This is a genomic window from Haloferax marinisediminis, from assembly GCF_009674585.1.
Lineage (GTDB): Archaea > Halobacteriota > Halobacteria > Halobacteriales > Haloferacaceae > Haloferax > Haloferax marinisediminis.
In genome coordinates this window covers 1,501,951-1,520,850 of record NZ_WKJP01000001.1, presented here as the reverse complement: position 1 = coordinate 1,520,850, position 18,900 = coordinate 1,501,951, and the positions used below count along the sequence as shown (strand labels likewise).

Genomic DNA, 18,900 nt, shown 5'->3' with positions numbered 1-18,900 from the left:
TGCCCACACTGTGGACAGCAAGTAGAATCGAGCTACGAAGGTAACGCCGATTTCGACGGCGTTCGGCAACGCCTCAAGAGCGAATACCGTATCGCGCGGCAGACCTGTCCGGTCTGTTCGAATGCGTACGACCTGCGGCGCGCGTAACGGTTCGCGGACGGGTCGACGGCCTCGGTTGGTGGCCGAGGTGTCGAATTAGCCCGTGTTTTTCATCCCAGCGGCGATTCCTTTGACGGTGAGCCGCAGGGTTCGTTCTTCGTCGTCGGTCCGGTGAGTCTGTGCGAGCAGGTGCGTTTGCAGCAGGTTCAGCGGGTCGACGTACGGGTTCCGGCGTTCGAGGCTCTCCTGTAGCCACTCACGTTTTAGCAGGTCGCTCCGTCCGCTGATTTCCAGCATCAGGCTGGCGGCGTCCTCGTACTCGGTTTCGAGTCGCGGGAAGAACTCTTCACGGAGTTCGGCGTCTGCGAGGTTCGCGTACTCGGTGGCGATTTCGAGGTCCGTGCGGGCGAGCGACATCGCCGCGTTGTCGAGGGTGCTGCGGAAGAACGGCCACTCGTCGTACATCTCGCGAACCGTTTCGAGGGTGCCACCGTCGTCGAGGTAGGCGTTGACACCGGCGGCGAGTGAGTACCATCCGGGAAGGATGCACCGCGACTGCGTCCACGAGAACACCCACGGGATGGCGCGGAGGTCTTCGACAGTACGCTCACCGCTCCGAGAGGCCGGGCGAGACCCGAGGTTGAGTTCCTCGATGACGGTGATGGGTGTCGCCTGCTCGAAGTAGGAGACGAAGCCCTCTGATTCGAGGAGGTCGCGGTACTCGTCGCGGGCGGCGGCGGCCATCGTGTCCATGGCGTCGACCCATCGGTCGGGCACGTCTTCTTCGGGTTCACGAATTGCGTTCAGGCGGGCGCGAATCTGGGCGTTGAGCATCTGTTCGAGGTTGCGCTCGGCGATGCGCGGATTGGCGTACTTCTCGGCGATTGCCTCGCCCTGTTCGGTGAACTTGATCTGCCCGGTGATGGTCTCGTTCGGAAGCGCCAGCATCGCCTCGTTCATCGGGCCGCCACCGCGGGAGATAGACCCACCGCGGCCGTGGAACAACCGCATCGTCACGTCGAAGTCGTCGCAAATGTCCGCGAGACGGCGTTGGTTCTTGTAGAGGTCCCAGTTGGCTGCGAGGAATCCGTTTTCTTTGTTGGAGTCGGAGTAGCCCAGCATAATCTCCTGGACGTTGTTCCGTGCGGCGAGCGCCTGTTCGTACGCCTCGTTTTCGAACAGCGTGCCCATGATACGGCGCGCACCGTTCAGTGCCGACTCGGTCTCTAACAACGGAACCACGTCGATACCACAGTGGTCTGGGAGTGAGACGACGCCCGCTTGGTCGGCGAGGAAGAGCACTTCGAGGGCGTGCGACGGCTCTTCGGTCATCGAGATACAGTAGGTGTCGATGGCGGCGACGCCGTACTCACGCTGCCACTCGCCGAGTTTGCGGAACAGTTGGAGGACGCGTTCCGCCGTCTCAGAGAGTTCTCCGGGGTCTTCGAGGTCGATAATCGGCTCGTTCTGGAGAATCGCATCGGTGAGGAGTTCGACGCGCTCGTCTTCCGACCGACTGTAGTAGTCGATGCCCTCGTGTGCGAGTGCCTCGTGAACCGCCTTGGTGTGGTTTTTCTGGTGGTCGCGGAGGTCCAGACTGGCGAGTGTGAAGCCGAAGGTGTCGACCTGTCGCATCAACGGTTCGACGTACACGTCGGCGACCTGTCCGGCACCGGCTCCACGGAGGCTGGTGTCGATGACTTCGAGGTCGGACATCAGTTCGGCCGCGTGGCTGTACCCGTTGGGGCGGACGTCTTCGATGCGGCGGAGACGCTCGCGCATCAGTTTCAGTTTCTGTCGATACGGCTCGTCCGGATACCGTTCGTCCGCTTCTTCGGCCACGACGGGGAGCAGTTCTCGGTCGGCTTTCAGCGACCGTTCGAGTTCGTACCCGGGGTCGATTCGTGTCGCGTCCTGACTCAGCACACCGGAGAGACGTTTGAGCGCGCTACTGTACTTCTCGAGAGCGACGCTGCGCTGGCGGGCGAGCGTCTCTTCTGTGACCTCGGGCGTGACGAACGGGTTGCCGTCGCGGTCAGACCCTGCCCACGAGCGGAATTCGAACAGTTTCGGGACGTCGAGGTCTGGATACTCGTTGTGGAACTCTTCTTCGAGTTCTTCGTACACTTCGCCGACGACGTCGAAGAGGATGTTTTCGAGGTACCACTGGACGTTTCGAGCCTCGTCGGTCGGTTCCGGGCGTCGGTTCCGGACCTGCGAGGTCTGCCAGAGACTCGTTACCTCGGCGACGACGTGGCGCCACTCCTGGTCGTTTTCGAGGTCGGTGAGACGGCGTTCGTCGAGGGTCTCCAACCGGTTCGCAATCGAGCGGAGTTTGGCCTTGACCGTCTTTCGGCGGGCCTCCGTCGGGTGCGCCGTGAACGTCGGTTCGATGAGGATGTCTTCGAGTACCTGTTCGAGAAGTTCTTCGTCGACGTCGTCCTCGTGGAGGGAATCGAGTGTGGCGAGGATACCATCGGCGAGGGTACCTTCCTGTGACGCCTCGCGGATGACTCGAACCCGTTCTCGCTCTTCGGCGAGGTTGATGAGTTCGAAGTAGGTCGTGAACGCGCGTGCGACGATACTCTCACGTTCCGGGTCGAGGTCACCCACGACGTCGTAGAGTTTCTCGCGGGACCCCGACTCACCTTTTCGATAGGCGATGGCCGCCTGTCGAAGCTCCTCGACCGTCTCGAACGACGCCGTAGAGGTCTGTGCCTCCAGAACGTCCCCGAGCAACGCCCCAAGCTCGCGGACGTCCTGTCTGACGTCTCTGGTGTGCAATCGCATCTCCTACTCGAATATGAGTACTCATTGTAAAAGTCCACGAGTACGGTCGAAAAATTGCCCGAAATGACGTTCTAAACGAATGTTTGTAAACGACTGGTGAATTTCACTCCAAACGCCAAAATCCGCGTTATTAGTATCCCACACTACTGAGGGCGGTGATTTCGTGGGGTGTACTAACACGGTGGATTCGTCACGCTTTTACTGGACGGGTCGAACTTCAGGGTATGAGCGATAGCGACAAGTACCCCGCCGATTCGGGTCGTCGTCGGTTCGTCAAGGGCGTCGTCGGGGGAGCGGCGCTCGCTGGCGTGGGAACGACTGGCGCGGCCGCAATCAACTCCGCAACCACCTCACCGGGCGCAGGTGGCGGTCCAACACAGGCGTACGCCATCGAGAACACCGGCGGTCCCGCGCCGCGCGGAATGCCGGTCATTCCAATCGAAATCGACGGCGAGGGCTTCATCAAAGGCGTCTGGCCGGAAATACAGACGATTACCCAGGGCGGTGTCGAAGCCCAGGTTGCACAGACGGACGACTACAAGGGAACCGGTGTCACGTACTCTCAGGCATGGTTCCAGTACTGCGGTGTGCAGTCCTACGAGGGCATGGCACCGGACTTCGAGTCTGACAACTACTTCCGCTCCGACTCCGGCGGATACGAGTGGCAGCAGGAAGTCTACAGTGACGGTGACAGACTGAACGTCAACGACTTCGACGACTACGAGTCGTGGGGTAACGGCATCGGACGCGCCGGCCTCGGCAAGCCCGCAACCGGGACGTGGCGTTCAGAGGACACCGAAGATACCATGCCGATTCAGGTGCTCCGCTCGAGCCGTATCGAGGAAGCAGCACAGGACAACGACTTCCTCGCCGCTGCGACGGACCAGGGTGTCATCGCGTGGCTCAACAAGTGTACGCACTTCTGCTGTGTCCCCGGATACAAGCAGGCCGCTGACGCCGCGAAGTTCAACGCAGAAGACGGTGTCTACTGTCAGTGCCACCAGTCCGTCTACGACCCGTTCTCTATCGTCCAGACGCTCTTTACGGCACTCCCGCGCCCCGAAGAGTAACTCTCGAACGCTCGTTTTCGTTCTTCTCAGTTTCTCCCGACGTGTAATCACTACTATAGTCGCCTCGCTGGTATGGGTAGTATGACGAACGCCCCCTCCGCTCCGGTCTCCGCAACCCGACTGGACGAACTCGCCCGACTCGTCTCTCCTCTCGACGACCGTCCTGATCTTCCCGTTCGTGCCCCGTACGACGACAGTGTCGTCGGCGAAGTCCCACTGTGTACGCCCGACGACGTTCGAGCGGCAGTTTCCGATGCGCGGACGGCGGGCACCGAGTGGGCCACGTGGCCAATCGAAGACCGAGTCGCCGTCTTCAGCCGATTTCACGACGCCCTCCTCGACCGTCGCGAGTCGCTGCTCGACGTGATCCAAACCGAGACGGGCAAAGCACGCGCAGACGCGCTCGAAGAGGTGCTCGACGCTGCCGCGACGGCCAGATACTACGCGAACCACGCCGACAGAGCACTCACGTCGAAACAACGAACGGGTGCGATACCACTGCTGACGAAGGCCGTCGAACATCACCACCCCGTCGGCGTCGTCGGCATCATCTCGCCGTGGAACTACCCGCTCTCACTGTCTGTCTCGGAGTCCATTCCGGCCTTACTCGCAGGGAACGCAATCGTCCTCAAACCTGACGAGGGAACACCGTTTACGGCACTCTGGGCGCTCGAACTCCTCCGCGAGTGCGGCCTTCCAGAGGACGTCTTTCAGGTCGTGACGGGTGAGGGGCCGACACTCGGTGACCCGCTCATCGAAGGCGTCGACTACGTGAGTTTCACTGGGAGTACGGACGTTGGTCGCATCGTCGCCGAAACCGCAGGTCGTCACCTCACGGCGTGCTCGCTCGAACTGGGCGGAAAGAACCCTCTGTTGGTCCTCGACGACGCCGACGTAGAGAAAGCCGCTCGCGGAGCAGTCCGGGGATGTTTCGCCAACGCAGGGCAACTGTGCATCTCTCTCGAACGAATCTACGTCCACGAGGCAGTCGCCGACGACTTCCGCGACGCACTCGTTCGAGAGACGCGCGGACTGACGCTCGATGCAGGGTACGATTACGACCACGACGTCGGCTCGCTTCTCGACCGTGAGTTGCTGGAGAAAGTCGAGTCCCACGTCGAAGATGCCGTCGAGAAGGGCGCGACAGTCCTCACAGGGGGGCGCGCCCGGCCAGACCTCGGCCCGTACTTCTACGAACCGACAATCGTGACCGACGTGACGCCGGAGATGACGCTCGCCGACGAAGAGACGTTCGGCCCGGTCGTCTCGCTGTACGAGGTCGAGAGCGTCTCCGAGGCTATCGAGCGCGCGAACGACTCCGCGTACGGGTTGAACGCGAGCGTCTGGACGGAACGAACCCAACGTGGCGAACAGGTCGCCGCACGACTCGAGGTGGGGACCGTCAATGTCAACGAAGCCTACGCCGCAGCGTGGGCGTCCATCGACGCGCCGATGGGAGGGATGAAAGCGTCCGGTATCGGCCGTCGCCACGGCCGTCACGGTCTGCTCAAGTACACGGAGTCACAGACGGTTGCGACCCAACGACTGGGGCTCCTCTCGCCGCCGAAGCGCGGAAAACAGGTCTGGGCCGAGGGCGCGACACTCGGCCTCCGCGTCTGGAAACGCATCTCAGAGGCGCTTCCATGACCGTCTTCCTCACCGGTTTTCCCGGGTTTCTGGGGAGCGCACTGGTCGAACGCCTCGCCGACCGGACCGACGAACTCGTCTGTCTCGTCCAACCACGCTATCGTGATGCGGCAGTGTCACGCGCCGCTGACCTCCTCGGCCCGGAGTGGAACGAGACACTCACACTCGTCGAAGGCGACATCACCGACCCCGCGCTCGGACTCTCGGAGACGACGCGCACCGACCTCGAATCGCGCGTGACGGAGGTGTTCCACCTCGCCGCCGTCTACGACCTCGCCGTCTCGCCCGACGTCGGACAGGCGGTCAACGTCGACGGAACGCGACACGTCCTCGACTTCGCCGAATCCGCGGGTGTCGACCGACTCCATTACGTCAGCACGTGTTACGTCAGCGGCCGGTACGACGGCGTCTTCACCGAATCCGACCTCGACGTGGGACAGTCGTTCAACAACCACTACGAAGAGACGAAGTTCCACGCCGAAGTCCTCGTCCGCGACCGAATGGACGAGGTTCCGGCGACCGTCTATCGGCCGGCTATCGTCGTCGGCGACAGTCGAACCGGAGAGACCCAGAAGTACGACGGCCCCTACTACTTGATTCAGTTATTGCTCCGGCAACCACGAGTCGCAGTCGTTCCCCGGCTCGGTGACCCCGACGCGAGCGAGTTGAACGTCGTCCCGCGGGACTACGTCGTCGACGCCATCGACTACCTCTCGCAACTCGACCGTTCGAAGAACGTCACCTACCAGTTGTGCGACCCGAATCCACCGACGATTCGCGAGTTCGTCCGGATGCTCCTGGACGCCACAGACCGCGTCGGTGTCCCCGTACCGACACCAGTTGGGGTGACACAGTCAGCACTACACCGGTGGGAGACACTCAGAGACGTCGTCGATATCGAACCCGAGACGCTTCCGTACTTCACGCACCCGACTCGCTACGTCGGTGGAAACGCGCGAAAACACCTCTCGGGAACCGGTATCGAACCGCCGGCGTTCGAGTCCTACGTCTCCGAGTTAGTCGCGTTCGTCCGTGAAAATCCAGAGATTCGCTCCGACGCGATGACGTGAAACAGCGCTTCGATTCGGGAGTCACCCACCGCTGACAGGTGGGAAGAGCGCGAGTTCGTCGCCAACTTCGGCGGCGTCGTCGAGCGCCGCGTTCTCACCGTTTCGCAGGACGTTGATGTGGTCGTACAACTCGCCATCGTCGGCGAACACGCGCGATTCGAGTGACGGATGCGACCCGACGAGTGCGTCGAGTGCGTCACCGACAGTCGCCTCCCCTCGTACGTCGACGCGGACGGTGCGTGCACCAGCAACCTCCGCAAGGTCTGCGAACAACTTCCACTCCATGCTATCGTCTCTTCTCTCGGTGCTCATGAGGATTGCGCCCCCGACTGTGTCGCCGACTCTGCACCGACGGAATCGCCGCCATCGGTGTCTGTGTCTCCATCCTCGTCCTCGCCACCATCGGTCAGATTATCGTCCGTCGCCGCACGCCGTTCGACCTTCCGGAGCACCTCTGGACGGCCGATGACGTAGAGCGTATCCCCAGCACGCAGTTCTCGGGTTCGCGCAGGGATGGCGTCGATGGGGTTGTTCGCCGGGCGGATGGCGACGACAGTCGTGTCCACGTCGGCGACGCGTCCCCCGTCGAGCGCGGCGTCGGGTTGCACCGTCGTGACTGCCATCGTCTCGTCGGCGCTCCGAAGCAGTGACGCGAACTCACGGTCGACGCGAGGGTCTGCTGGAAGGGTGACGACCCGGTATTCGTCGGCACCGGTGAGTTTGCTCGCGTCTTCTTCGTCGAGAGCGACGGTGGCGACGTCGTCGGCGACGCCGCGCAGTTCGCCGAACGCAACGCGGGTCGGCACAGAGCCACTGCCATCACTCTCGATACGGGTTTCTTCCCCGTTCGTGGTCGCGGTCGTCGCGTCAGACTCGGTGTCGTCCGACGCGTTCGGAACGGCCCACACTTGCACTGGGTCGCCGGCGGCTGCCCCCGGTCCGGGGTCTGCGCGGATTGCGACGGCGACAGTCCCCGGTGCGAGCGTCGGGCCGAGGCCGGCAGCGCGACTCCCGAGTGCGAAGTAGGAGACGTCACCGTCTTCGAACTCCACGTCGACGTGGCCGACGCCGTGGTCGTCTTTGACCCGTTCGACGAGGCGTTCTCGGAGTTGGTCTTCTGTGAGTCGCCGCGGGAACAGCAGCGTCTTCCCGCTCAACTGGGTCTTGATAGTCTCGGAGACTGGGTCGTAGGCTTCGATGTCGCCAATCTCTTCTGGAATCGTCACCGTCGTCACCCGCCCGACGGTGCGGACGAGACGACTCACGTCGGCGTCGAGTTCTTTCGCCCCCGCAACGGCGAACACGTCGGTCGCGAGTCTGTCACCGACGAGACGGCCGACCGGCGAGGCGAGTGCGCCACCCGCCAGCGCCGTCGTGTTGAACAGCACTGTGTCGAGTTGGAAGACCGCCGTGTCACTCCCCGTGACGAAGTTTCCGAACAGGCCGACGGTGTTCAGGTACAGCGCCACGACCGAGGTACCAAAGAGGAGTGCGAGCGCCCGAGGGATGACTTCGCGCGTGTACCATCGATACGTGAGTGCGGCGACACCCGACGCGAGGAACGCCCCAACGATGAGGCCGATGACGCGGAGGATGGTCCTGACCAGTGGGTCGCTCGCCGGCGGGAGTGAGACCTGCCCGACGACGCCTGCGACGAGTTCGGCGGCGAGGAACGACATCACGCACCCACCTCCAGAACTCCGTACTGGTGTGTCCGCACGTGCCGGCGTTGTCTGCTCATGCAATCGCCTCCTCGAACGCGGCGAGGTCAGAACGCGACCCGACGGCGTACAGTGTGTCACCGGCCGAGACTTCCTGATCGCCGCGAGGTGCAATCGTCCACGTCCCACCGTGTCGAACAGCGAGGATGGCCACGCCGTACGTGTCGCGGACACTGGCCGCTCTGAGTGTCACCCCGTCGAGGGGGCCGTCGACGCCCGCGGTGAGTCTGGAGAACCGCTTGCCAACGCGGCGAAGCAGCGAGACCAGTTCGAACTCACGGCGGACGCCACGAGAGGTGACGACGAACTGCTTCGTGTCGCTTTGGAGGAGTGCTTCAACGTCGGGTCGCTCGACTGCGACCGTCACGCGGCCTTCGCCACCGACCGCTGTCGGTGCCCGAGTCGGTGCTTTGGGGGCGTCTTCGTCCTCCGAATCGTCGGTCTCTGTCACCTCTGCGACCGAATCGACGCCGACGACGCTCGCCGTGACAGTGCCACCATCGGTGGCGACGACGACGTCGTCTCCTCGTGCGAGACCGGTCGGGACGAGTGCCTCGATAGAGACGGCTCGCTTCCCGGCGGGTAGGCGTTTCGAGAGGCCACCGACGGGTGCAGCAGCAGCAACGCTCGCACGGGCCTGTTCGTCGATTTCGACTTCGACTGCGACGAGGTCGAACTCGGTCTGGAGTCGGTCTGCGAACCGCGATTCGAGTTCGACGAGTGGGATGTCCGCAGGGAACGTCCACTCGCCGTCACGAATCGCAGTGCGGATGTCGAGTGGGACCGGCGGGTAGCCTTCTATGTCGTCGACTTCTCGCGTGACGCTCACAGTGACCTGTCCGCGGCCGCCGACGAGTTCGACCACGTCGGTCGAGAGCGTCCGTTCGGTGAGCATTCGAAGCGACATCTTCCGGGGAATTTCGTTCGCGAACGCGTCGCCGCGATTGTGTGCGTAGAGTGCGCCCATCAGCACGACCAACAGCGCGACAGTCAGTCTGGCCTGATTGTCGGACTGCGTAATCGTCGGGTCCGCGAGAGCCATGAGGCCACCGCTCGCACCCGCGATGGCGACGCTGAGGACGACGACTGCGAGACCGGGAATCGTGACCCCGGTCACGTAGCGGAACCCGAACCCGAAGAGCCACGCGACGGCGGCCGGGACGAGTCCCGTGAGGATGCCGAAGTAGAGTCCATAGACTACTTCGACAGGGAGTGAAGCCATAGGCTGGTTCACTCACTCCCGAGATAAATGCGTGGCGGCGTGACTGAGTTTCTCTCACGAAGGTGGGCTCTGCGCAGTTCTCCCGTGTCGCCGTCTCGATACCCAACGGTTTTCCCCCTTCCATGCAGACGTTCCGCCGACATGGTGTCGGCACGCGACTGGGTAGGCGCCCGAACCACAGTGACGACCGTCTTCATCGTCGCAATCCTGTCTGCAGTGACAGGGATATTGAACATCAGTTCGCCCGTGGCGGGTGGCGTTTTCAGCTCGGTCATCCCCGAAGTGATTCGCATCACGGCGGGGTTCACCGGCACGCTGACCGGATTTCTGCTTCTGGCCAGCGTCTACGGCCTCCGACGGCGTCTCCGGCCGGCGTGGTACTCGACAGTCATCCTCCTCCCGGTGTCCGCCGCGCAGGGACTCATCCAGTCTCCCGCTCGCGCGATTCCGCTGATTGGCTTCTCGATTATCAGTCTCGTCCTCTGTTTGCTGAACTACCGGGCGTTCGACCGCGACCTCGACTGGAACGTCACGCAGTTGTCGGCGCTCTTGGCTATCGCCGGCGCACAGACGTACGCAACGGCGGGGGCGTACGCACTCAGAGAGCAGTTCAACGGCGTCGACTCGCTGTTCGACGCGTTCTACTTCGCACTCGTGACCGGCAGTACCGTCGGATACGGCGACATCACCCCGCGAACGGCAGTTGCGAAACTGTTCGGGATGTCGGCACTGCTCGTCACCGTCGCGAGTTTCGCAGTGGCACTCGGTGTCCTGCTCACGCCTGCCATCGAAGCACGACTCACCAAAGCACTTGGACGCATGACCGAATCACAACTCGAAATCCTCGACAACCACATCCTCGTCCTCGGACACGGGGAACTGACCGAACCGATTCTCGAAGAACTCGAAGACCGCGCAGACGTACTCATCATCACGCCCAACGCAGAACGGGCACAACGACTCTCCGACCGTGGGTACGACGTCTTCACGGCCGACCCAAGCGACGAAGAGTCGCTCAAGCGCGCCCGCGTCGAAGTCGCCCGCTCGGCTATCGTCGCCACCAACAACGACGCCGAAGACGCGCTCGCCATCCTAACAGCCCGACAGCTCAACCCCGACATCCACATCGTCGCGGCGGCGACACAGCGCGAGAACGAACCGAAACTCCGCCGCGCCGGCGCGGATACCGTCATCAGTCCTGCTGCACTCGGTGGTCACTTCCTCGCCGAGTCAGCTATCGGTGGCGGCGGCCTCGAAACGGTCGAAGAACGACTGCTCGAAGAACAACCGGACGAGATGGTCGAAGACGCCGATACTAACGCCGCCGACACCGACGCCAACTCCGACGACTAGTTTCCGCGGTCGAAGACGGCGACGTCGCAGTCGGTTTCTCTGATTCGTTCGAACGTCGGCGGTGCGATGAATCGCGAGGCTGCAGAGCGTTCTCCACTCGACCCGAGGACAACGAGGTCGTACGTCGCGGCGTTCGAAGCGATAAACTTCGTCACTTCGGTTCGGGCGACACGCGTCTCGATGTTTCCGTCTGCCGTCTCCACGAGGTTCGCCAGTTTTGACTCTGCCGGCCGACGCTCGACCTCTGCACCGATGCAGGTCGTGACGCTCACACTCCCGGTCTTTCCAGCGAGTCGGGTCGCGAAGTCTATCATCGCGTGTGCGGCATCGCCCGGCCGAGAGACGAGCACCAGAACCCGTTTCCAACGGTCTGACTCTCCTTTCGACCGGAAGGCGACCGTGTCGTACTCACCACCGAACAGCCCGCGGACGTAGTCCGACAGCAGGCCACGGTCTTCCTCGTACGGCGTGACGACGAGGTCTGAGTTAGTGTTTGCAGCGGCCTCGACCGTTGCCGTCAGTGGGTCGCCTCGCGCCACGACGACTTCGACGGGAACGCCCACTCTGGTTCGAATCCTGTGCGCACACCGTTCGAGACGCTCGACTGCAGCGTCGGCGGCAGGGTTGCCGGTCGAATCTTCCGGCGTCTCCGGCTTCGTCTCTGTCTCTGACTTCGTCTCTGTGTCGGCATCGACTGTAGACGCCTGCGTCTCCGCCGTCGACTCCGGCGGGAGAACGTCGAGCAGGACGACTTTTCCAGCCTCGTGCGCCGCCGCGAGGAGCGCAGCGAAGAAGGCAGTTCGCTCCGCTGTCTCGCCACGCATCGGGACGAGGACGTGGTCGTCACCTTTGACCGTTCCGTAGAGGTACTCAGCGCGTCGCTCGTAGAATCGCTGGCGCCAGACGCTGAACACGATCGCGATGACGACGCTCGCGAAGAAGATGCTCACCACGTACTCCTCTGGGTTCACATCTCCCGTGACGAGCGTCAAGAGCGCAGTCGAGAACGCAGAGGGTGCTTCGATGTCGAGCGCCCACGTCGCAGAGCCAGCGAGGAAAATCGCGAGCGCGGCAGACGACGGGTGGACGATTGCGGTTCCCGTCGGCCCGTAGACCCACGTGGTGAATCCGTAGGCGACGAGGCCACAGAGTGCGCCAACCGTGAGCGCGAGGATGAACTTCACTGGCGAGGCGTACTGCCCTTCGGGGTCGGAAAAGAGTGTGTACGAACCGGACGCGAGTGGAGGAAACAGCAGGAACGAGAGGGTGCTCACCGCGTTCGAGACGAACGTCACGCTCGCGATGAGGAGCGGAATGACGAGTAAGACGGTGAGATGAAGGAGATTGTTCGTATTCTCTATCCAGCGGCCGAACGCCACCGCCTCGCGCCGCTCTATCCGCCGAATTCGAGTGCGGAGTTCGCTGACGCGTGCGACCACACGGGCCGCGAGGTGGCGAATGTCCACTGCCGCTTTACGCGAGGTCGACCACGGCGTCGAGCGTGATACTGATAGCGCGCTCGACGTTGTTCTTCGCCTTCTCAGGGAGTTCTTCGTCGGAGTCGGCGCCCTTCTGGGTGCCGGCGACGAGGTTGCCGTCGACCGTACAGATGGCACCAGCGCGGAGGCCCTTGCGGCGGGCGAGGGAGAACACGGTCGCCGCCTCCATCTCGATGGCGAGGAGACCGGCCGCGTTCCAGTCTTCGACGTACTCGTCGGACTCGTTGTAGAACGCGTCGTCGGAGACGATTGGGCCGACGTGGACGTCTTCGTCGTTCGCTTCCGCCGCGTCGACGAGCGAGGTGAGCACCTCGTAGTCCGGAACGGCCGGGTAGACTTCAGACTCGTAGCGCTTGGACGTGCCTTCCTCTTTGGCGGCACCGGTCGCGACGATCATGTCGCCGATTTCGATGTCCTCTTGGAGTGCACCGATGGTGCCGACGCGGATGAACGTCTCCACACCGACACGGGAGAGTTCCTCGAGCGCGATTGCGGCCGACGGACACCCGATACCCGTCGAGGAGATGGTCAGCGGGACGCCCTCGTACTCCGCGTTGACGACCTTGTACTCGCGGTTCTCTGCGACTTCTTCGACGTTCTCACACTGCTTTGCGATGCGGTCGACGCGCCCTGGGTCGCCCGGGATGAGTGCGATGTCGTTTACGTCGCCTTCTTCGACGAGGAGATGGGGCTGTTTCGCCATATTCGACCCACTCGTGTCGCGGGCAAAAACGCCGCGGTTCGTGGGGGACACCGACACGTAGATCGACGAGCTGAATCGAAGACCCGCCCGTCAGGCGATACCCGCGAAGAGCGCCGGGGCGAGAACGAAGAGCGTCACGCCGAAGACCAGCGACGAGCGAAGCCATTGCCCACGAACTGCCGTCGCTCGTTCTTCGTAGATGCTCCGGCCTGCCCGTGGGAGGACGAAGTACGAAAACAGGAAGTAGATACTCGCCACCACTACCCCCGTCGAAACCACGTGTGGCGCGAAGTCGACGCCGAGGAGTGGGGCCTCGGGGAGGAGTGAGTCGATTGCGAGGTAGACCACCGCGTAGAAGGCACCCGAGATGGCGCCTGCGACGTGGTGGACGAGGTTCGCGTCGAGGAAATCGACGTCGTCCGGGCGAGTCCGTTGGAGGACCGATGCAGCGATGTACGCGGGCGTGAAGCCCTCTTCTTGGCGCCACATCGGGATGTCCATCACGACAGCGGCCGCGACGCCGACGAGCGCACCGAGTGCCACTCGTCCGGCGAGGCCGCCGACACTCGGAAGCGACCCGAGTGCGGCGACGACGGCCGAAATCTGCTCCAGCATCGTTCCGAGGAATGACCGGCGAGGATAAAATTGGTCTGGTCGTTTCGGGCGAGCGTCAGCGACATCGACACGGCGTCCCTGAATCTCCGAGTCGCGTCGTCACCGTTCCACGAGGTCGTCGAGTCGTCGCCAGCTCAGTTGTGTTCGGGCACCCGGCTCGGCCGCAGTGAGTGCACCACACGCGTTCGCGACGGCGAGAGACCGTTCGTAAGACCGGCCGTCGAGTCGCGCCGCGATGAATCCGGCAGCGAACGCGTCGCCCGCGCCAGTCGTGTCCACCGCGTCGACGGGGTACCCCGGGTGGACGTGTCGTTCGTCCTCATCACGGACTTCTGCTCCCTTCGGGCCGTGTTTGAGGACCAGTGTCGTGTCGTCGAGTGCGTCGCCGACGACGCCGCCGTTGCCACCGGGACCGTCGTGTCTCCGTCTTTTGCCCCCGTTCGGGTGCGACTCTGCCGCCTCTCCGAGCGCCGTCGCGGCCTCACGGTCGTTGAGAAAGACGTAGTCGACCAGTCGGAGTGCCTCGGTGTAGCCTCGGTCACCGATGCGCCGACCGGGGTCGAAACTCACCGTCGTCTCGGCGTCGAGTGCTCGTCTGGCGAGTGCGGCCGCGGTCCCCGGTGACTGACTCGTCAAGTGAAGGTGGTCTGCCTCGACGAGCGCATCGGTCGAGAGGTCGGACGCCTCGAACGCCTCGTTCACGCCCGGAGACCCGAGAACGAACACTTCGCCGTCGGCGTCGACGACGATGTACTTGACCGTCGTCGGACCGTGGTCGACGCTGACGATGTGACTGCAGTCGACACCCTTCGATGCGAGTTCGGCGATGGCGGCGTGCCCGTACTCGTCGTCGCCGACGCTCCCGAGGAGCGAGGTTGGGAGGTCCAAGCCGACCAACCCGCTGGCGACGTTCGCGGCACTGCCGCCGCCAGCACCGACCCGGGACTCGACAGTTGCTTCGCCGTCTGGTTCGGGAAGAGCGTCCACGCGGAGGGTGACGTCCCAGTTCACGTGGCCGGCACAGATGACACGGGACATTCGTCCCCGTGTGTCGTTCCGCTGGCCAGATAACTCTCTCGGGTGATTTTGTGCTGCCATCCTCGATGTGCTGTCTTCGTGACCCACTCTGGATGGGTAAATAGGTGCTGTGTGCTAGTCGGTTCTTGGTCGGTCATATCGAAGTGACTCGAGCATCTGCTGTCCCAACTCGACGAGTGAGTCGAGTCGTTCGTCGTTCACAGAGACCACGGTCTGTTCGTACGAGTCGTACCTAATTACACCGACGTCATCCAGTTTTGGAAGATGTGTGTGGTGAAGTTTCACCATCGAAACAGGTTCCACACCGGTGGCCGAACCGGGAAATGGGTCAGTTGCGTTTGAGCGGTCGACGTGCATCGCGAGCGTCTCCAATGTCATCGGTGTCCCATGACACCTGAGGACGTGCAGTACGTGGTTGCGGTGTGGATTTCCGAGGATATCGGACACTGCTAACCTATCGGTCGTTGAATAAGCATCATACATCAGAATAATCAAATCCTGCAATGGGACAATTCGTCACAAAAACACAAAAGCCTATGTTAAACTTGGAGAGAAGATAGTTAAAACAGGACATATTTAAATTTGATGCAGGTGATGTCAGAAAGTTCAGAAATTAACTGGCTATGTGTTTTGAATCGTGAGGCTATCGTCGCTCACTGCTTTCCTGTCGACTACGCTCGTTTTTCGAAACGCGTGCAACGAGCGTTACGTGAAGTTAGGCTCCCGAGATTGCGAACAACAGCAGGTTGTGGACGCCGGGTCCGAGTCCAACGGCAGCGACGAGCCCCAAGAGAAGCGACCCTTCGACGGGTTCCTCGCGGACGTAATCGGCGAGGAGCGCCACGACGACACTCACAACGGCGAGTTTCACGAGGACGAAGAGCCACCCGGTCCCGATGATGTCCGCCGTTGGAAGTGCACCGGCCGCTTCGAGAATGAGACGCGAGAGTGGTGTTCGCTCGCCGAAGCCGAGAACGTCGATGCCGACGGCAGTCGAGACACCGTCGAGCGCGTGTCCGAAGATGGCGACGACGCCGAGGGTGCCTGCGACCGCTGCGTTGGGGTCGATTCGGGTCAGGACACCCCACGTCACGGGCGTGATGAGTAACGCAACGGCGAGGGCGATTCCGGGCCAGAGTGGGCTGAGCGTCCCGGCGGCCAGTCCGCTACCGAGGGCGAGTACGACGAGCAGTCCCGCGAGGACGATACCCGGGAGTGCGAGGTTTCGAGGAGACGCAGACTCGGCGAGCGCCAGTGCAAGCCACGTTGCTCCGGCGAGCACTGCGACAGTGAGGTAGACTGCGGGCGTCCCGCCGAACGGTTCGATAGCGGACGGGAGCAGTCCGACGACGTAGAGGACGTGAAGCGCCGACCCCGACACCATCCACGGAACGAGTGCGAGGATGTGCCCCTCCGAGACAGACGGGCGCGTTCTAACGAGGCCGACACCGACGCCGACGAGGCCAGCGACGAGGACGACGAGATACGGCAGTGGGGGAAGCGCGAATCCTTCGGGGAGGATGGCCATGCAAGAGGCCCAACCGGGCGGCGTGAAAGCCTTACGTTCTTTAGGTCCCCGTCGCCTCCACCCGGTATGAACCGAGACGACCTCGCGCCCCGTATCGACCACACGGTCCTCGGACCCGAGACGACGATGAAAGACGTCGAAGCCATCCTCGACGACGCCGCCGAATGGGGGATGAACGCCTGCATCCCGCCGTGTTACGTCGCCGAAGCCAGTGAGTACGCTCCAGACGTCGTCCTCGCCACGGTCATCGGCTTTCCCCACGGCCAGAACACGACGGCCGCGAAGCGCGAAGAAGCGGTCGACGCCTGGAAGGCTGGCGCCGACGAACTCGACATGGTCATCAACGTCGGTCGGCTCAAAGCCGGCGAAGACGAACTCGTCGCCGAGGATATCTCGGAAGTCGTCGCAGCCGTCCCCATCCCGGTGAAGGTCATCATCGAGACGGCGCTCCTCACGGACGAGGAAAAGCACCGTGCCTGTGAGGCGGCAGTCGAAGCAGACGCCGCCTTCGTCAAGACCTCGACCGGATTCGCAGACGGTGGCGCGACGGTCGAAGACGTCGAACTCATGGCGGAGTATCTACCCGTGAAGGCGTCCGGCGGCGTGGGGTCCTACGAGGACGCGCTGGCGATGTTCGAAGCAGGTGCCGAGCGTATCGGTGCGTCTTCAGGTGTCGAAATCGTCTCGGGCGCGCCAGACGAATAACGGTCTGTTCTGCTACTCTTCCCGCAACGCGACCAATCTCGCAGAGTCGTTTTCGCCGCCATCTTCGACGACGAACAGCGTGTCGTGTGCAGGCGTCGGTCCTGTCGCAGCACCGCCCTCTAACGAGTACTCCCAGCGATGGTTACCGAGTCTCGCGCCTCCGACGCCGATTCCACCCGAGCGGTCGTAGGCGATGACACCGCCCCCGTCGCTCGTCTCTGAGACGAAAATCGTGTCCCCAGCACCAGCAGGCGGCGCGAAGTAGTCGCCGTCGGCGTTCCACGAGGATGACCCGTCGTTTTCGTCGTAGGCGTGGATGCCGCTCCCGTCGGTGGAAAACACGCGGTCCGGCCCGACGACCACGGAGCGGTGCGGCGAGGACTCGGTTTGATGCCACCCGATTCGACCGGCACGGCCGGCACCTCGAAGGTGGGCGACTCCTGCCCCGAACGCGCCTGCGATGACGTCACCGCCAGAGATGATGGAGAGTGCCTGTATCGACCCGGGAAGTTTCGTCCGCCACATGCCCGTCGGTTCTGCCCCCGAATCGAGGAGTGCGACGACTTCGCCAGCCTCGGTCCCGACGACCAGTTCGTCCCATCGAGCAACCAGCCTGACCACAGGACCGAACACGGTTGTTTGCCACTCGACAGTACCGTCGCTCGCTCGGATACGGAAGACGTTGCTGTCTGTATCGGCCGCGTAGACGTGGTCGTCATCAGGATTCGGACGGAGTACCGATGCCCAGACGCTCGACTCGGTCGGCGCGTGCCACACCTCTTCGCCGTCGTGGGTGAACGCGAGGACTCCCGTTCTGGTTCCCGTCTGGCCGATGTAGACGTGGTCGGAGTCGACGGTCACCGGCGACCTGAACCCACTTCGTGACTCTACGTCGACCGACCAGCGCTCCGTCCCGTCCTCGACGGCGAAGGCCCGGAGTTGCTCAGCCGTCGCGTAGTAGACCGTATCTTCGTAGACGGTCGGCCGAGCCAGTCCCAACCCGCCGACCTCCACGCCCCACGCTTCGCTCGGTTTCGATGACGGTCCAACCGCTCGGGGATTGTAGCTGGTTCCCCGTGGCGAGAAGTTCGGATGTGGCCAGTCGGCACGGCCGTCGCCGGTCGACCCGGCGTCGTTGCCACCGAGGCATCCGGTGAGCGCGGCGAGCGTGCCTGCGCCGGCGAGTCGAAGCACGTCACGCCGTTGTAGTCGGTGTCCCGACGAAGGTGACCGCCGTCCGCCGACTTCGCGTCGACTGGAGGGCGTATCGCGCGAATTCATTGGTCACGAGTTCACAACAGGGTGACAAGTACCTTGTTGTGAAAATGGGCTGCTCTCGCTCGAAGGGACAGTCGAATAAGAAGGAATCTGGGCCGGCTGTTTCGCACGTCCGCTGTGCGAACTCAGGCAGCGGGTCTGCCGGCACGTTCTGCGGAGCGGTCGTGCATCATGCTGCCGACTGCGCCACCGAGGGCGCCCGGGATGCCGGCGATCGCGATGATGACGATGGCGGCCGCGAACGTGGTCAGGCCGAAGAACACGCCTGTGAACAGGATGTTGAACAGGACGAGTCCGATGGCGACGAATATGGCACCGACAGTCGTTGCGACGAGGCCGTTAATCGCGCCGTCTGTCGTTCCCGTCGTGACCATGTATCCAGCGACGAACCCACCGATAATCCCGGTCAGGATGTACCCAATCGTCGGGAGAGTGAAGCTCGTAAACGGCACTGTGAAGCCACTGAGTAACCCGATGACGAGTGTTGCGGCGAAACCGTATGCAATCGCGCGTAGACTAAGTTCCATAGCAAATCTATATACAACGGATGAGGGCATGAATT

General features: G+C 62.9%; 17 protein-coding genes. 5 read left to right on the top strand and 12 right to left on the bottom strand.

The window, feature by feature from the left end; genetic code table 11:
- Window positions 1-195: 195 nt before the first annotated feature.
- Window positions 196-2,889 carry a phosphoenolpyruvate carboxylase gene (gene ppc, locus GJR98_RS07915; RefSeq protein WP_151137115.1) on the bottom strand — a complete coding sequence of 898 codons (2,694 nt, stop codon included), beginning with the start codon at window positions 2,887-2,889 and terminating at the stop codon, window positions 196-198.
- Window positions 2,890-3,113: 224 nt separating this feature from the next.
- Here ppc and GJR98_RS07910 point away from each other — a divergent pair, with 224 nt between their 5' ends.
- The 3 genes from GJR98_RS07910 (at window position 3,114) to GJR98_RS07900 (ending at window position 6,676) form a co-directional block, all read left to right on the top strand.
- Complete coding sequence (locus tag GJR98_RS07910) at window positions 3,114-3,959, top strand: ubiquinol-cytochrome c reductase iron-sulfur subunit (protein ID WP_151137113.1); 846 nt, start codon at window positions 3,114-3,116, stop codon at window positions 3,957-3,959.
- Window positions 3,960-4,040: 81 nt separating this feature from the next.
- The gene (locus tag GJR98_RS07905) at window positions 4,041-5,606 is read left to right on the top strand and encodes a succinic semialdehyde dehydrogenase (RefSeq protein WP_151137111.1); all 1,566 of its coding nucleotides are present in this window, start codon (window positions 4,041-4,043) and stop codon (window positions 5,604-5,606) included.
- Window positions 5,603-6,676: an SDR family oxidoreductase gene (locus GJR98_RS07900; RefSeq protein ID WP_151137109.1), complete on the top strand. Its 1,074-nt coding sequence runs from the start codon at window positions 5,603-5,605 to the stop codon at window positions 6,674-6,676. The genes GJR98_RS07905 and GJR98_RS07900 overlap by 4 nt, the downstream gene beginning before the upstream one ends.
- A 21-nt stretch (window positions 6,677-6,697) precedes the next feature.
- On the opposite strand, the gene GJR98_RS07895 is transcribed toward GJR98_RS07900, so the two are convergent.
- The 3 genes from GJR98_RS07895 to GJR98_RS07885 are packed head-to-tail and all read right to left on the bottom strand — an operon-like array spanning window position 6,698 to window position 9,619.
- A complete protein-coding gene (locus GJR98_RS07895) occupies window positions 6,698-6,961 on the bottom strand; it encodes a ubiquitin-like small modifier protein 1 (protein ID WP_151139405.1) in 264 nt (87 codons plus the stop codon).
- A gap of 23 nt (window positions 6,962-6,984) precedes the next feature.
- Window positions 6,985-8,355: a potassium transporter TrkA gene (locus tag GJR98_RS07890; protein WP_151137108.1), complete on the bottom strand. Its 1,371-nt coding sequence runs from the start codon at window positions 8,353-8,355 to the stop codon at window positions 6,985-6,987.
- Window positions 8,356-8,413: 58 nt separating this feature from the next.
- Window positions 8,414-9,619, bottom strand: a complete 1,206-nt coding sequence (locus GJR98_RS07885; RefSeq protein ID WP_151137106.1) for a potassium channel family protein — start codon at window positions 9,617-9,619, stop codon at window positions 8,414-8,416.
- 141 nt (window positions 9,620-9,760) lie between these two features.
- On the opposite strand from GJR98_RS07885, the gene GJR98_RS07880 reads away from it, so the two are divergent.
- Window positions 9,761-10,972: an NAD-binding protein gene (locus GJR98_RS07880; protein WP_151137104.1), complete on the top strand. Its 1,212-nt coding sequence runs from the start codon at window positions 9,761-9,763 to the stop codon at window positions 10,970-10,972.
- Here GJR98_RS07880 and GJR98_RS07875 read toward each other — a convergent pair.
- The 6 genes from GJR98_RS07875 to GJR98_RS07855 all read right to left on the bottom strand — a co-directional run bounded on the left by GJR98_RS07875 (window position 10,969) and on the right by GJR98_RS07855 (window position 16,355).
- A complete protein-coding gene (locus GJR98_RS07875) occupies window positions 10,969-12,438 on the bottom strand; it encodes a universal stress protein (RefSeq protein ID WP_151137102.1) in 1,470 nt (489 codons plus the stop codon). The genes GJR98_RS07880 and GJR98_RS07875 overlap by 4 nt on opposite strands.
- A 7-nt stretch (window positions 12,439-12,445) precedes the next feature.
- Window positions 12,446-13,174: a nucleoside phosphorylase gene (locus GJR98_RS07870; protein WP_151137100.1), complete on the bottom strand. Its 729-nt coding sequence runs from the start codon at window positions 13,172-13,174 to the stop codon at window positions 12,446-12,448.
- Window positions 13,175-13,264: 90 nt separating this feature from the next.
- Window positions 13,265-13,789: a hypothetical protein gene (locus GJR98_RS07865; protein WP_154269717.1), complete on the bottom strand. Its 525-nt coding sequence runs from the start codon at window positions 13,787-13,789 to the stop codon at window positions 13,265-13,267.
- 99 nt (window positions 13,790-13,888) lie between these two features.
- Complete coding sequence (locus tag GJR98_RS07860) at window positions 13,889-14,827, bottom strand: carbohydrate kinase family protein (protein WP_151137098.1); 939 nt, start codon at window positions 14,825-14,827, stop codon at window positions 13,889-13,891.
- 114 nt (window positions 14,828-14,941) lie between these two features.
- The gene (locus tag GJR98_RS17470; protein ID WP_195759377.1) at window positions 14,942-15,331 is read right to left on the bottom strand and encodes a DUF7344 domain-containing protein; all 390 of its coding nucleotides are present in this window, start codon (window positions 15,329-15,331) and stop codon (window positions 14,942-14,944) included.
- Between the two features lie 211 nt (window positions 15,332-15,542).
- Window positions 15,543-16,355, bottom strand: coding sequence for a DUF63 family protein (locus GJR98_RS07855; RefSeq protein WP_151137096.1), 813 nt, complete (start codon window positions 16,353-16,355; stop codon window positions 15,543-15,545).
- A 66-nt stretch (window positions 16,356-16,421) separates the two neighbouring features.
- Between GJR98_RS07855 and deoC the strand changes: the two genes are divergently transcribed.
- Window positions 16,422-17,060 carry a deoxyribose-phosphate aldolase gene (deoC, locus tag GJR98_RS07850; RefSeq protein WP_151137095.1) on the top strand — a complete coding sequence of 213 codons (639 nt, stop codon included), beginning with the start codon at window positions 16,422-16,424 and terminating at the stop codon, window positions 17,058-17,060.
- A 12-nt stretch (window positions 17,061-17,072) separates the two neighbouring features.
- Here the strand turns inward: deoC and GJR98_RS07845 are convergent, their stop codons facing one another.
- Together GJR98_RS07845 and GJR98_RS07840 are read right to left on the bottom strand one after the other, a co-directional pair.
- Entirely contained in the window at window positions 17,073-18,341 is a 1,269-nt protein-coding gene (locus GJR98_RS07845) for an outer membrane protein assembly factor BamB family protein (protein ID WP_151137094.1), read from the bottom strand.
- Window positions 18,342-18,463: 122 nt separating this feature from the next.
- The gene (locus GJR98_RS07840; RefSeq protein ID WP_151137093.1) at window positions 18,464-18,865 is read right to left on the bottom strand and encodes a DUF5518 domain-containing protein; all 402 of its coding nucleotides are present in this window, start codon (window positions 18,863-18,865) and stop codon (window positions 18,464-18,466) included.
- Window positions 18,866-18,900 lie beyond the last annotated feature (35 nt).